At 70.3% G+C, this 12,732-nt stretch carries 16 protein-coding genes and 1 pseudogene; 3 read left to right on the top strand and 14 right to left on the bottom strand.

All coding sequences use genetic code 11. The features are described from left to right. Window positions 1-231: 231 nt before the first annotated feature. The 4 genes from G6R24_RS11935 to G6R24_RS22340 are packed head-to-tail and all read right to left on the bottom strand — an operon-like array spanning window position 232 to window position 2,078. A complete protein-coding gene (locus G6R24_RS11935) occupies window positions 232-498 on the bottom strand; it encodes an acyl carrier protein (protein ID WP_163549325.1) in 267 nt (88 codons plus the stop codon). 46 nt (window positions 499-544) lie between these two features. Then, entirely contained in the window at window positions 545-742 is a 198-nt protein-coding gene (locus G6R24_RS11940; protein WP_225438431.1) for a hypothetical protein, read from the bottom strand. 53 nt (window positions 743-795) lie between these two features. Then, entirely contained in the window at window positions 796-1,104 is a 309-nt protein-coding gene (locus G6R24_RS22335; RefSeq protein WP_244957111.1) for an IS66 family transposase, read from the bottom strand. Beyond that, complete coding sequence (locus G6R24_RS22340; protein WP_225438432.1) at window positions 1,104-2,078, bottom strand: IS66 family transposase; 975 nt, start codon at window positions 2,076-2,078, stop codon at window positions 1,104-1,106. Before G6R24_RS22340 ends, G6R24_RS22335 begins: the two co-directional genes overlap by 1 nt. 595 nt (window positions 2,079-2,673) lie before the next feature. Here G6R24_RS22340 and G6R24_RS22345 point away from each other — a divergent pair. Continuing rightward, window positions 2,674-2,820: a hypothetical protein gene (locus G6R24_RS22345; RefSeq protein WP_225438433.1), complete on the top strand. Its 147-nt coding sequence runs from the start codon at window positions 2,674-2,676 to the stop codon at window positions 2,818-2,820. A 576-nt stretch (window positions 2,821-3,396) separates the two neighbouring features. On the opposite strand, the gene G6R24_RS11955 is transcribed toward G6R24_RS22345, so the two are convergent. Further along, window positions 3,397-3,828, bottom strand: a complete 432-nt coding sequence (locus G6R24_RS11955) for an Hsp20/alpha crystallin family protein (RefSeq protein WP_163549326.1) — start codon at window positions 3,826-3,828, stop codon at window positions 3,397-3,399. Between the two features lie 374 nt (window positions 3,829-4,202). Here G6R24_RS11955 and G6R24_RS11960 point away from each other — a divergent pair, with 374 nt between their 5' ends. After that, window positions 4,203-4,586: an ATP-binding protein gene (locus G6R24_RS11960; protein ID WP_225438434.1), complete on the top strand. Its 384-nt coding sequence runs from the start codon at window positions 4,203-4,205 to the stop codon at window positions 4,584-4,586. 151 nt (window positions 4,587-4,737) lie between these two features. Here the strand turns inward: G6R24_RS11960 and G6R24_RS11965 are convergent. The 6 genes and pseudogenes from G6R24_RS11965 to G6R24_RS11990 form a co-directional block, all read right to left on the bottom strand. Then, window positions 4,738-5,070 (bottom strand): annotated as a pseudogene (locus tag G6R24_RS11965) (helix-turn-helix domain-containing protein); the annotation flags it as partial. Window positions 5,071-5,679: 609 nt separating this feature from the next. After that, complete coding sequence (locus tag G6R24_RS11970) at window positions 5,680-6,024, bottom strand: YnfA family protein (RefSeq protein ID WP_225438435.1); 345 nt, start codon at window positions 6,022-6,024, stop codon at window positions 5,680-5,682. A 237-nt stretch (window positions 6,025-6,261) separates the two neighbouring features. After that, window positions 6,262-6,672 (bottom strand): arsenate reductase ArsC, encoded by a 411-nt coding sequence (locus G6R24_RS11975; protein WP_163549329.1) that lies wholly within the window; start codon window positions 6,670-6,672, stop codon window positions 6,262-6,264. A gap of 31 nt (window positions 6,673-6,703) precedes the next feature. Then, complete coding sequence (locus G6R24_RS11980; protein ID WP_163549330.1) at window positions 6,704-7,324, bottom strand: arsenate-mycothiol transferase ArsC; 621 nt, start codon at window positions 7,322-7,324, stop codon at window positions 6,704-6,706. Next, the gene (locus tag G6R24_RS11985) at window positions 7,321-8,034 is read right to left on the bottom strand and encodes an aquaporin (protein ID WP_244957112.1); all 714 of its coding nucleotides are present in this window, start codon (window positions 8,032-8,034) and stop codon (window positions 7,321-7,323) included. The genes G6R24_RS11980 and G6R24_RS11985 overlap by 4 nt, the downstream gene beginning before the upstream one ends. Window positions 8,035-8,108: 74 nt before the next feature. Beyond that, complete coding sequence (locus tag G6R24_RS11990; protein ID WP_163549334.1) at window positions 8,109-8,645, bottom strand: ArsI/CadI family heavy metal resistance metalloenzyme; 537 nt, start codon at window positions 8,643-8,645, stop codon at window positions 8,109-8,111. A gap of 100 nt (window positions 8,646-8,745) precedes the next feature. On the opposite strand from G6R24_RS11990, the gene G6R24_RS11995 reads away from it, so the two are divergent. Then, window positions 8,746-9,135, top strand: a complete 390-nt coding sequence (locus tag G6R24_RS11995; RefSeq protein ID WP_163549332.1) for an ArsR/SmtB family transcription factor — start codon at window positions 8,746-8,748, stop codon at window positions 9,133-9,135. 239 nt (window positions 9,136-9,374) lie between these two features. Here G6R24_RS11995 and G6R24_RS12000 read toward each other — a convergent pair whose 3' ends face one another. The 3 genes from G6R24_RS12000 to G6R24_RS12010 all read right to left on the bottom strand — a co-directional run bounded on the left by G6R24_RS12000 (window position 9,375) and on the right by G6R24_RS12010 (window position 12,546). After that, window positions 9,375-9,890, bottom strand: coding sequence for a hypothetical protein (locus tag G6R24_RS12000; protein ID WP_163549333.1), 516 nt, complete (start codon window positions 9,888-9,890; stop codon window positions 9,375-9,377). Window positions 9,891-10,117: 227 nt separating this feature from the next. Then, entirely contained in the window at window positions 10,118-11,239 is a 1,122-nt protein-coding gene (locus G6R24_RS12005; protein WP_225438436.1) for an alpha/beta fold hydrolase, read from the bottom strand. Between the two features lie 404 nt (window positions 11,240-11,643). Then, window positions 11,644-12,546 carry a 5'/3'-nucleotidase SurE gene (locus G6R24_RS12010; RefSeq protein ID WP_225438437.1) on the bottom strand — a complete coding sequence of 301 codons (903 nt, stop codon included), beginning with the start codon at window positions 12,544-12,546 and terminating at the stop codon, window positions 11,644-11,646. Between the last annotated feature and the right edge of the window lie 186 nt (window positions 12,547-12,732).

The following is a 12,732-nucleotide window of genomic DNA, read 5'->3' on the forward strand; positions in this document are numbered from 1 at the left end:
TTAACCTACGGCCATTGGGCCAGCACCTGATCCGGCCGGACGTCTGGCGCCATCGATCCCGCGCGATCAGAATCCGGAAGGCCGTCCGGGGCATCCACCTGGGCCAGGATGTCCCGGACGGCCACGACGATCAGAAAGATCGATCGATCAGCACGGCCATATGGTCAGCGAGGTGCGAATACGTTCGCCCATCCCATCGCACGGAAATGAATGTCCGGTGCGGGGGTTCGGTCAGAGGGCCGGCGCGGAGAGGGCGGCCTGGACGACGCGGACGACGTCGTTGATCGAGGAGAGGGTGAAGACGTCCTGGTCGTCGATCTCGATGCCGTAGGTGCGCTCGACCCGCGAGATCATGACGAGAACCTTCACCGAGTCCGCGCCTTCGGCTCCCCGCAGGTCCGAGTCCGGTGCGAGGCGGTCCAGTGGGATGCCGATCTCGCGATGCACGATCTCGGTGACGGTACGAAGGATCTCGTCTCGGGACGCGGCGGTGGTCATGCTGACACTCCTTGCCTGGTCGGATGGCCGGGTCGGACCGGGCTGGTCAGGCGGGCGTCTCGGCCGCGGCCAGGTCGGCCATGGCGCCACGGATGGATGAGTTGCGGCTGAGATCGAGACCCACGGCCGTCCCGAGCATGCGCCGGAGCTTCGCCTGCAGCTTGTCCAGGGCGTCGGGCGCGGAGATCTGGAGGTAGACGTCGATGACGTCGTCGACGGTCTCGTAGCCCCGCATCTGTTCCACCCGCTGGTGCTTGGTAACTGGTCAGGTGTCGCTTGATCGAAAGTGACGGGTAGTTACGCGGTGATGGTGAGGGCCGGGGTGTTTTCGGGCAGCCAGGGGCGGCCCGCGGTGAGGCGGGCGAGGGCGTCGAGCATGCCGAGACCGTTCTTGCGGGCTGTCGACAGGTAGCTGCGCAGGGCGGCGAAGTGTCGGGCCCCGGCGAGCGAGCGCGGGCAAGCGGAGATCTTCTGCCGGAGCTTGACCATCCGGACGTCACGCTCCGAGCCGTTGTTATCGGCCGGAACGGCCGTGTCGGTGAGGAACCGCAGGTAGTCGGCCTCCCGGGTGGCCAGGCGCTGGGCGAGGTTGTTCTCGTCGCGCATCAGGCTGGTGGTCCGGGCCCGGGTCTGGGCGATCCCGGCCTGGACGGCGCTGCGTAGGACGCCCAGCAGTCGTGCACGAGCGTGCCGGTGAACCCGCCGAGCACGTCAGCGGCGGTGATCCCGACCCGGCCGCGGCGCGGGTGGACCGTGACCAGGGTCAGCTTGTCGGTGCGGGCGCAGTGCACCCAGTGCAGTTTCCCGGCGACACGGAGCCCGGTCTCGCCGGCGCCGACCACCTCGGCGCCGGCGAGCAGGTCGCGGACAGCGGTCAGGAAACCGGTCAGGTCGGCGGCGGCCCGAGTAGCCATCGCCGCGACGGTGCCCGCCGACAGGGGGATCCCGACCAGCTCGGCGAGCGCGGTCGCGGTCCGGTCCTTCGACAGGAACTGGCCGGAATACAGGTAGACCGCCGCCGCGGTCACCCGCGGCCCGTACTGCACCGGGGTGTCCACCCCGGCCGGTGGGGTCGCCTTCGTCCGGGTCCCGCAGCCGCACTCCCGCTCGAGGAGCTGATGCTCGACCACCGTGCGCCCCGCCGGGAGCGCCACGTCGACGACCTGACGCCGCTCGAAGCCCACGACCTGGGCGAGCAGCAGCGCGTCCCCGCAGCGCCGGCAGCACACCGGCCCGTAGGCGATCGTCTGGTCCGGGTCGGCGACCAGCGCGAGCGTCGAACCGGGATGACCGGGCTGACCCCCGACCGGGCGGCCGGTCTTCTCCCGACGTGACGTCGGCTCCGGCTTGGCCAGCCCGTCGCTGCTCGGGGGCTTGCCGGAGTTCTTCGAGTTCTTCTTCAGCCGCGCCCGCAGCTCGGTGATCTCCGCCGTCGCCTGCGTGAGCGCCTCCACAGCATCCGCAGCCTGCCGGCGTGCCTCGGTAAGATCCGCCGGCACGGCGTCGAGCTTCCCGTGCAACGCCGCGACCAGCACCACGAGCTCGTCATACGACGGCGCGGACTGATCAGCGGACGGCACGCGATCAATCTATAGAGCAGTCACCCACCGCGAGCACCCCGCCGCCACGGCCGACGTCCCCCAAACCCCTGACCTGCGACAACGCCAAACGATCGAGGTACCTGACCAGTTGCGTCCGGTGCAGCGCGGGCTGGCCGGAGGGGGGAGTCGATGGCAGCGGACTGTCAGGACCTTTGGGGCTGCGGCAGACCCCCCTCCTTTAGACCCTCCGGTGTAGGGATCGGATGAAGATGGCCACTCCGAGCTGGTAGTTCACGGTAGTTGGCCAGCGCAGGTGCGGGGGCCACCGTCGTTGTTGGCCAGCGCTGAGGGTGCCGGCGCGCACGTCACCGGCGCGACGACTCGTGGCTGTCGCGGGACGGTAGTGTCCACTGCCGGTGCAGCTTGACCTGCTCCGGGTGCCGAGCCCGTCGGTGGCACCGACGAACCTGCGGTTCAACGTGTTGGCCACGCCCGGGTTGCTGCCGCGCTACCGCCAGCAGAAGCAACTGGGCGGCCCGCTGACCCGTCGTCTCGTCGCAGGTTCCCTTCCCGGCGTGATCGTCGGTGCGGTCATGCGCGTGCGGCTCCCGGGAACATCGCGCCGTACTGGGCCTTGGGGCTTGCCTGCGGCGTCCGCGGTGCGGCCGGCGGCTATCTGCGCGCCCGCCTCCAGCGCCGCCTACCCAACAACGCGCTGCGTCTGCTGCTCGGTGGCCTGGCTGCGGCGCTCGCCGTCGCCTACCTCGTGGAAGCCGGATAGCTCCCGAGTCGCGTAATCGCCCGGGATGCGCGCACGGGAGGCGTGCGTGATCTGGCTGGTCGAGGCCAAGAGGTCGACCCCGACCCGAGTACCCGGTAGAGGTCTTGGTCGGTGGTCATGAGCCGTGTCCCCTGGCCCGATCGGGGGCAGGTCTGGCTCCGGTAGGGCGGCCGGGGCCAGACCTGCGCGCGAAGCGACGTGATGAAGGGCGTTTCTTGGGGTCGTGAGTGGTGGCTATGTCTCCTTTCGGCGTGTCGGTGATTCGGTGTCATGGTTCGGACTGTTGGGCGGCGCCCTCTGCCCGGCTCTCCGTTGAAGCCGTCGGGTAATCGGCGGTCCGGATCGGTGAGGGTGTGAACGGCAGGCGGTCCGCGGTGGTCCTTGCGGCGCTGGTCTCGGCGCGGGTGGCCGCCCCGGCCCGCCCGTTGGAACGTCGCTGTGCCATCCGGCCGAGATGATCGCGTCGAACTCGGCGTGCAGCAGGTCGGGGTCGGAGCAGATCAAGTCGACCAGCTGCGCCTCGACCGGCCGGACCGGCGCCGCCCCCTGCGGGTTCGTCATTGGTCCAGCCGCGGCTCAGGCGTGGATGGACTGGCGGTCGTCGCTGGAGGTGTCGATAGCGATCTTGCGGGGCTTGGCCTTCTCCGCGACCGGGATCCGCAGGGTCAGCACGCCGGCGTGATAGCTGGCGGTGATCTTCTCGGTGTCGAGGTTGTCGCCCAGGATCAACTGGCGGCTGAACACCCCGCGGGGCCGCTCGGCGACCAGAACCTCGCCGTTCCCCTTCAGCGCCGGACGTTGCGCCCGCACGGTCAGCACATTGCGTTCGACGTCCAGATCCACAGTGGCGGGGTCCACCCCGGGCAGATCGAACTCCGCCACGAACTCCTCGCCCTCGCGCCAGGCGTCGATCGGCATCCCGCTGGGCCGGGCCACGGTGCCCAGAGTGCCGAGCACCTGCTGGCTGAGCCGATCCAGCTCCCTGAACGGGTCGGTGCGCACCAACATCGGAACTCCACCTCCACGATCACGATCTTGTCCGTAAGAGCGTCGGGTCACCACTTATCTGTGATGGCTGACCCATATTTTTTATAGCACCGGCAGAACATCTGAGGCAAGACCCCGGTGGACTGTCCGGGCGGAATCCCAGGAGGCGCCCCATGAGACCGTCCGGTGTCGACCCGACCCGAGGTGTGCAGCAGGCTGCCTGCCCCGCGGGCCAGCGCCGCGCCGGCGGGGGCTAGCTTGGCAGGAGCGGCGAAGATCCGCTTGACGTGGTGGTGGGCTACGCGAAGAGGCCGGCCACGGGCACGGTTGGTGGAGTCCCTGGGTGGGCAGGACGGCCGGCGAGAGACATGATCGACGGGTGAGGGGTGGCCGCGGTGCGTGACAGGGGCTGGTCGGCCAGTGTGGAGCTCCCGTTCGACGCGCGTTCCGTGGGCGCTTCTCGGGAGGTGCTGCGGGGGTTGTTGCTGGCCTGGGGCCATGAGCATCAGATCGACGATGCCGCGGTGGTGGTGTCGGAGCTGGTGACCAACGCCGTGCAGCACGCCGGTGAACAGGGGCAACTGCGGCTGGAGCTTCGGGTCACCGGTGAGGTGCTGCGCCTGGAACTCGCCGACGGGTCGTCGGTGCGGCCAATGGCTCGGGAGATCGTCGACTCCGATGAGCGGGGCCGTGGGATGCACATCGTCGATGTGCTCACGGCCCGGTGGGGAGTCGAGACGCACGGCGACGGCAAGCGCGTCTGGGTCGAACTCGACTAACCCTGCGGGGCAGCCACGTGGACGGGGCCGTCCGGTGGCTGTGTTCGCCACGGGTCTACTGCGGCTGGCCTGCGACGTCGCGTCCACCACCGCTACCCGAAGGGCGGGCCACATCCCGGCTGGTCCGCCTGCTGTTGGTCTGCGCGTCGGGGGTTTCGGCGGGCGACGGCTGGCTGTCGCGTATTTGCTGGTTGAGTTGCTGGGCTTCGGCGAGTTGATCTTCGAGGATGACGATGCGGCAGGCAGCGTCGATGGGGGTGCCTTGGTCGACGAGTTCCCGGACGCGGGCGGCGAGACGCAGCTGGTAGCGGGAGTAACGGCGGTGGCCGCCTTCGGAGCGAAGCGGTGTGATCAGGCGGGCTTCCCCGAGGGTCCGCAGGAAGGCCGGCGTGGTGCCGAGCATCTCGGCCGCGCGGCCCATGGTGTAGGCGGGGTAGTCGTCGTCGAAACTGTCGACTGGTCTGCCAGCGCTTTCAGGGGTCATCGCGCCTCTCAGGACACGTCGAGGGGCCCGGTGCCATATGGCACCGGGCCCCGAGGGCTCACCACCATCTACCGGCCAAGACGCACCGGGTACTGGAACCCGCCTGCCCACCCGAGAAGGCGGGGGTGCGGGGATCGCGTATGCGTGACCGGGGACCACCTTCCAATCCGGGGCCTGCGCGGCGTCCGAGCGAGAGTGCCCATCGCCCGGGCGATCCTGATGGTGCCTGCTCCCCTCTCCTCGTCGTTCACCTCTCCAGGTTCTGCCGAACGTGTTGCGGTGATGCTCGGCGGCCTGCCCTAGCCGCCGTCCTGCTCGCGGCAGTTCCTGTCTGCCGCGAGCATGGACTCTCTTGGCTACGAGAGGAACTGTACCCAGGGTGGCGCCGGATGTCTAGTACAGCGGGGACAGATTTTTGGGCTCCCAGCAGACAGCTACCCTCCGGTGGCTCTGGTAGCGAGCCTTGGATCCGGCGCTGATCCTGTGATGATCCGGTCTGCTGTGACGCGCGCGGGCGGCACGGATCGGGTCGCGAGCCGCGGACGGCATTGATCGAGTGGGAACCCGCGGACCCTGTGCGACCCGGACGCCGCGAATCGAGCGGGTCGGTCAGTGACCGCGCGGCGCGAACATGATCAGGGACCTGCCGGTCAGGCAGATCAGCGCGCCGATGATGGCGAAGCTGTCGGCGGCCGTCGGCCACCGCGCTCCACAGCAGCGAACCGACAGCAGCGAACCGGCGACGAAGATCCCGCCGTAGGCAGCCAGGATGCGCCCGAAGGGGGCGTCGCGCTGGAAGGGGGCGGCGAAGCCGTACAGGCTGGCAACGCCCACGCCCTCCACCGGGGCGTCGAGCCGGGTGCCGGGATACGCAAGCAGATGAGCCAGCCCGACCTGCCGGACCCCGCCACCCACGTCGGTGAGCGGCACCGAGCCCACCGTCGACTCGGTCACCGTCCACCACCGGCCGTGGTGGTGGACGGGGCGGGCGGGCTGTGGGTGCTCGGGGAGCAGCCGGCCAGGAGCAGGCCGCTGACCAGCAGGGTTGCCCATGCCGGCCGGGCGTCATGCCTGCTGTGGCCCGGGTCTTGGCGCCGGGTCGCCGCGCCTGCGGATGCGCAGGCGCGGCGACGGCTGGCTGTGGTGCCGTGCTGTGTCACCGCGTGGTCCGGTGGTGGCGAGCCGGGAAGGTCAGGACGGAACGGGGAGCAGCTCGGCGAGGAGCTGTTCGATGCGGGTGCGGATGTCGTCGCGGATGGGGCGGACGGCGTCGATGCCCTGGCCGGCGGGGTCGTCGAGTTTCCAGTCCTCGTAGCGTTTGCCGGGGAAGATCGGGCAGGCGTCGCCGCAGCCCATGGTGATGACGACGTCGGAGGCTTCGACCGCGTCAACGGTGAGGATCTTCGGGGTCTGGTCGGTGATGTCGATGCCGACTTCGGCCATGGCGGCGACCGCGGTGGGGTTGATCTGGTCAGCGGGGGCGGAGCCGGCAGAGCGGACCTCGACGCGGTCGCCAGCGAGGTGGGTGAGCCAGCCGGCGGCCATCTGGGAACGGCCGGCGTTGTGGACACAGACGAACAGCACCGAGGGTTTCGTGGTCATGGAAGCGCGATCCTTCTCTGTGAGGGGGCGGTCAGGGGGTTGTGCGGCGGGTGCCGTGGTGGTCGCGGAGCCAGGTTTGGGCGGCGATCTGGACGGCGTCCCAGGGCGAGCCCAGGGGCGGGGTGTAGGCGAGGCCGAGGTCGTTGACGGCGTCGACGGCCATGTGGTGGTGGATCGCGGTGGCGTAGATGTCGACGCGTTTGGCGACCAGGCTCAGCCCGACATCCTTCATCGCGGCGATCACCTCGGGGTGGATGTGTTCGCCGGGGTCGGAGCCGCCGGTGCGGATATGCAGGGCGGTCCCGGCGTAGTGGCGGGTGAACGCCGCGGCGATCTGCGAACGGCCGGCGTTACGGACGCAGACGAACAGCACCTCCGGCACCCTCTTCGCGATCAGCCCGCGGGTCGCTCCGAGGGCTTCGAGGCGTTCCCGGGTCAGCCGCTCGGCCAGGGTCGGCAGGAACAGGGTGACCTGGGCGGTGCGCGCGAGCCGGGCGTAGGAGTCGACGAACACCTCCTCCACCTCGCCGGCGGTGAAGGTGGTGTCGTAGTCGTAGGCGAGCGGGTCGGCGCTGGCCCGCAGCGCACGGACGGTCGCCGGGTCCACCCCGGTCAGGGCGTCCAGCCGGGTGGGGGATGCGGGATCGATCATGACGCACCTCGGGATGCATGCGGCTCCGCGCCGTTCGCGGTCGCCGGGTCGGCATGGGGCAGCACGACCTGCGCAGCCTGCGCGCGGGCCGTGGCGGTAGGGGGGTAGAACAGCCGGACCAGCCCGTAGCCGACCGCCCCGCCGACCACCTGGGCGGCGATGAACGCGGGTGCGGAAGCGGGGGCGATGCCGGCGAAGCTGTCGGAGAACATCCGGCCGACGGTGATGGCGGGGTTCGCGAAACTCGTCGAGCTGGTGAACCAGTAGGCCGCCCCGATGTAGGCGCCGACCGCGGCCGGGGCCCGTTCGGCCCGGTCCGACCGGACCAACGCGAAAATCAGCAGGATCAGGCCGGCGGTCGCGACGACCTCGGCGAGCAGATGCGCTCCCGAGGCCCGGTGGTGGGTCGCGATCGACACCGCCGACCGGTCGAACATCAGGTTCGCCAGCACCGCCCCGCCGATGCAGCCGGCGACCTGCGCAGGCAGGTAGGCGGCGGCGTCGCGCCATGACACGCCGCCGAACGCGGCGTCGACAAGGGTGACGACCGGATTGAAGTGCGCCCCGGACACCGGGCCGACCATGAGGATGATGGCGAACAGGCCGGCGGCGGTCGCCGCGGCGTTCTCCACCAGTTGCAACCCGACCTGGCCGGGGCTGAGCTGGACCGCGGCGATTCCCGACCCGACGACCAGAGCGGCGAGCAGCATGCTGCCCACCGCCTCGGCGGCCAGCCGCCGCGTCAGCGACGACCGGCCACCCGGCTCGATATCCGCCACGGGGTTCAGCGGGCGCCGGCGGGCGCCGGTTCGATCTCGACGTCGACGGTGTCCACGGCGGGGCCGCAGTCCACCCCCGGCCCGCAGGCGCAGGCCGACCCCGGCCCCGATCCTGACCCGCTGCCCGGTTCCACCGTCCGCAACGTCGGCACCGACCCGTCGACGACATCGGAGAGCACCGTGTAGACCTCCCACGGCGCACCGTCGGGGTCGTCGACCCAGACCTTGTCCTGCACCGCGTAGCAGCAGGCGGTGTTCTCCTCGACCGCGGTCTCCAGGCCGGCCCCGGCCAGCCGGGTCGTCGCGGCGGTGACCTCGTCGGTGGATTCGACCTCAACGCCGAGATGGTTCAACGCTCCCGCGACACCGCTGCCGCGGACGTCCGGGTTCTCGATCAGCACCAGCTTCAACGGCGGCACGTCGACCGCGAAGTTCGCATACCCCGCCCGCCGCTTCGCCGGCCGCGCCCCGAACAGCTTCGAGTAGAACTCCACCGCCGCGTCCACATCGGACACGTTCAACGCCAACTGCACCCGCGCCATCACGATCACCCCACACATTGACGGTCGTCTATATCCATGTGGGACGGAGCATGCTCGCAGACATCGACCGCTGTCAATCCCTCGTGGCATGCTGGACCCCATGGCCACGACCGCGATACCCGCCCCCACCGCGGCACCCCCCGACCCGCCTGACCCCACTGGCGGCGCGCTCGGGGCCTGCTGCACCCCGCTGGGGACCGCACCCCTGTCCGCCCACGACGCCGACCAGCTCGCCGCCGTGCTCAAGGCCATCGCCGTCCCCGCCCGACTACGCCTCCTGTCGATGATCTATGCCCGCGGTGGCGACGAAGCCTGCGTCTGCGAACTCACCGAACCCCTCGGGCTGACCCAACCCACCGTCAGCCACCACCTGAAGGTCCTCGTCGACGCCGGCCTGATCAGCCGCGACAAACGCGGCGTCTGGGCCTACTACCGGCCCGTACCCGGCGCACTGAACAGCCTCGCCGTCATGTTCGGCCCCGCACAGTAGACATGGCGCATCCGCACAGCACGAGTCCGGCCAGAAGGAGGGGCGTCCATGGCGTCCGGGTGTGGTGTCCTACACCGTTTCTGTCGGGGCCTGGCCGGCTTCGAGGGCCAGGCGGGAGGATCGGACCTGCTCGCCGAGCTCTCGGGCGGCGGGCGCTTGGGACCATTGGGTGTCCATCTGCCGCCACATCTCCCCGGCCCGTTGGATCACATCTCGGGTCGGGCGGCCGTCGAGCACTGTCAGGGCGTGCTGTATCGCCTCGACGGCTCTTCGGGTTCCGGGTGTGGCCGGCGCAGGTGGGCGAGGGCGTTGTATTTTCCGGCGATCTGCACGAAGTGGTCGGGTCCGGATGCCTGTTCCAACGCCAGACCGGTCCGGGCATGCCCCTCGGCCTGGTCGCCTCGTCCTGTGTGGGCGAGGGAGATCGCGAGGAAGGTGTGGGCGAAGGCCGCGTTGCCGGGGTTGGGGCCTGGGAGCAGGGGTCCGTCCCAGACGTGGTCCTGCATGTCGGCTGCCTCGCCGTAGGCGCCGGTGAAGTAGGCGACGCTGGACTGGATCGCGGCGATCGACCCCTGGAGGAGCAGGACGTCGGACCGGTGTCCGCTGCGCAGGGGCAGGAGGTCGGTGGCTTCGCTGGCGTGGCGCTGTGCCAGGCGCAGCATTTTGCGGGCGGTCCTGTCGTCCCCAAGGTCGAACGAGGTCAGGCCCAGATAAAAAGCCTGCCAGCCCGCGACCTGGGTGAGGCGGGTGCGCACCGTCGGTGAGACGCGTCGGTGAGACGCGTCGGTCGAGGGCCGTTTCTGTGGTGTGCCAGGCGGGGGCGAGGGCTGCGAGTTTGGCCGCGTGCGGGGTGGTCCTGTAGTTGACCGCGAAGTCGTGGACCGCGGCCTCCGCGGCCTCCGCGTCGTCGAGACTTCCGGGGTCGGGGTCGGCGGTGGTGATGCGCTGGGCGACGTCGTCTCGGTACCCACTGTGAGCGCCGTCAGTGGCGTCGCGCGAAAGCCGTGGGCCTGGCGGGGTCAGGGTTGTCCGCGATACGGGCGAAATGATCGTCGATGGCGGTCAGCCAGGCGAGCGGGCGGCTGGCATGCGGGCTGTGGTCGGCGCCGGCGATGACGGAGAGGCGAGCGCCGGGAATCGCGTCCGCCATCGTCCGGGCGGACGCACGCAGGCTCGAGTCGTGCTCGCCGACGATGACCGTGGTCGGCACCGTGATCTCACCCAGGCTGGGGACGAGGGACGGGTAGGTCCCGAGCTCCCGACCGAACGCGGACAGCGCCTCGGGATCGACCTTGCCCAGCCCGTCCGCCGCGCGCTGCTGCGGCGTCGGCCCGCTGCGCGTCATCTCGATCTCCGTGACCTCGTGATCCGCGACCTCTTTCTCCGTGATCTCATTCTCCGCGATGTCACCTGCGGTGACCTCGATCCCGCCGCCAACATCCACCGCCGCCCCGACACCACCTGTCGCGCCAGCGCCCTGCGCCGCGGCGAGATCGTCCACCGCATGAAGATCGTCTGGCGTGATGTCGTCGTCCGCCTCCGACGGACCGTCGGGTTCGGTGTGCTGATGACCGGCGAAGGCGGACGCCATCCGGTCGAGGATCGGGGCGACGATCCGGCGGGCGAGGGGCCCGGGCACGTGGGCCGGCTCGGCGGCGGTGTCGACCAGGATGAGCGATCGCACCCGCCGCGGATGCTCCAGCGCGTACCGCAGCGCGATCACGCCACCCATCGAGTGCCCGAGCAGGTTCACCGGCGTGGGCCCCAGACTGTCGATGACCATGACGAGGTCGGCGAGCAGCAGATCGAACGTGTACTGCTCACGTCCCCCGGTGGCCCACCCGCTCGCGCCATGTCCCCGGTGGTCATAGGCAGCCACATGCCGACGAGTAGCAAGATCGCCAGAGACCGCCGCCCAGTCCTGCGCGCTGCCTGCGATTCCGTGGACGAGCACCATCGGACCGCCCGCGGCGCCCGAAGTCCCGGCGATGGGGCTTATGGCGACAGCCGGGCCGTCGACGGCCAGGCTTTCCGGCGTGAGCAGTTCGACGTGCAGGTCAAGACCACCATCAACCGGAACCCGCCACTGTCTCGCGTCGACCACCCACCCATTCTCCCGTGCCCAGCACCCGCTACCGGCACCATCGGCACCATCGGCACCGCCGGCACCAGTGGCACCTGGTACCGCACCACCGGCACCGGTACCACCAGGATCACCAGGACCACCAGCACCTGAACCTGAGCCGACAGCCGTCAGCCGCCCCTCACCCGCATCCACATCCCCGGTGATCTTCCCGTCGCATCCTCATGCCGAGGGATAATTGGATTATTCGGCCCGTATACCGGAACAGCCCTCGGCATGTACCCGCACAACCCTCGGCATGCCCGCTCGGCGAGGCCGGAGGGCATCCCGATTCCCTCAAAAGGCGCATCGATGTATCCCGGACGACCACATCGCCAAGAAACCCCGTGGTGACGTGGTGGGTGAACGTCAGGTCGTCAGGACGGTCAGGACGTGGGGCGGGCGGGGACGGTGGTGAGGGTGGCGTTGAAGGCGGCGACCTCGTCCGTCGGCGTGGCGGTGGACGTGCAGGACTGGGCGGTCAGGATGGTCTGCGGGTCGGCGACCTTCGCCTCGCTGGATAGTTCACGCAGGCCGCGGACGGCCCCGCCGGCGAAGCAGTTCGGCACGTTGAGGTTCGCGACGGTCAGCGTGCTCGACGAACCGCCGGCGGAACTGCCGGCCTGACCGCCCGCGGCCGGGGTGGCGAGCAGGGTGGTGCGATGCGCCGACAGCCAGGCCAGGACCTGGGCGACGGCGGGAGCGTAGTCGTAGGTGTCGCCGAGACCCTCGCTCACGGCGAGCGCGGGGATGCCGCGCCGGGCGGCGGCGCGGGCGGCGCCGACCGTGCCGGACAGGTCGACCACGGGGCCGAGGTTCTGGCCCTCGTTGATACCGGAGACAACCAGATCCGGCTTGAGGTCAAGGTCGTCGAGGGCGACGTTGACGGCGTCGGCCGGGTAGCCGCTGACCTCGGTGGCCTTCAGGCCGCTGGTCGTGGTCGTCTCGCCGTGGCTGACCTGGCCGCCGCTGGTCTTCCCGCCGGTACCGCTCTGGTTCGCCGCCGGTGCGACGATCCGTACCGCGGTGGCGGGCAGCGCCGCGAGGGCGTGGGCGACGGCGTCGATACCCGCGGAGCCGACTCCGTCGTCATTGGTGACGAGAACGTCGAGCGTGCCATCCGGTGTCCGCCCGGCGCCCGCACCCGAGGTGGCACCCGCCGTGGTGCCCGCGGAGGCCGGCGAGGATGACCCGGACGCCGCGGAGCCACCGGAACTCGACCCGCAGGCGGCCACGGTGACAGCGACCAGGAGTGCCGCGGCGGGCAGACACATGCGAGCGGGCTTCATCGACACCGATCCTCCAGACCTACGCGAACGTTCTGATCTTCTGGGACTGCCACCTGCGGGGACTCTGACCCGTGGGACTCTGACCCGTGGGACTCTGACCCGTGGGTGGCTGACCCGCGGGTGGGTGACCCCACGGGTGGGGCTGTGGGTGGACTGCCCCGGCGCAGCGTGGCCACAACCTAGCCC

Source organism: Candidatus Frankia nodulisporulans (assembly GCF_902806475.1).
GTDB classification, from domain to species: Bacteria; Actinomycetota; Actinomycetes; order Frankiales; family Frankiaceae; genus Frankia; species Frankia umida.

Coding starts and splice junctions, on each gene's coding strand:
- G6R24_RS11935 (WP_163549325.1), bottom strand. CDS start 498: ATGACCACCGCCGCGTCCCGAGACGAGATCCTTCGTACCGTCACCGAG.
- G6R24_RS22335 (WP_244957111.1), bottom strand. CDS start 1,104: ATGCGCGACGAGAACAACCTCGCCCAGCGCCTGGCCACCCGGGAGGCC.
- G6R24_RS11955 (WP_163549326.1), bottom strand. CDS start 3,828: ATGTTGGTGCGCACCGACCCGTTCAGGGAGCTGGATCGGCTCAGCCAG.
- G6R24_RS11975 (WP_163549329.1), bottom strand. CDS start 6,672: ATGACCACGAAACCCTCGGTGCTGTTCGTCTGTGTCCACAACGCCGGC.
- G6R24_RS11980 (WP_163549330.1), bottom strand. CDS start 7,324: ATGATCGATCCCGCATCCCCCACCCGGCTGGACGCCCTGACCGGGGTG.
- G6R24_RS11985 (WP_244957112.1), bottom strand. CDS start 8,034: ATGCTGCTCGCCGCTCTGGTCGTCGGGTCGGGAATCGCCGCGGTCCAG.
- G6R24_RS11990 (WP_163549334.1), bottom strand. CDS start 8,645: ATGGCGCGGGTGCAGTTGGCGTTGAACGTGTCCGATGTGGACGCGGCG.
- G6R24_RS11995 (WP_163549332.1), top strand. CDS start 8,746: ATGGCCACGACCGCGATACCCGCCCCCACCGCGGCACCCCCCGACCCG.
- G6R24_RS12010 (WP_225438437.1), bottom strand. CDS start 12,546: ATGAAGCCCGCTCGCATGTGTCTGCCCGCCGCGGCACTCCTGGTCGCT.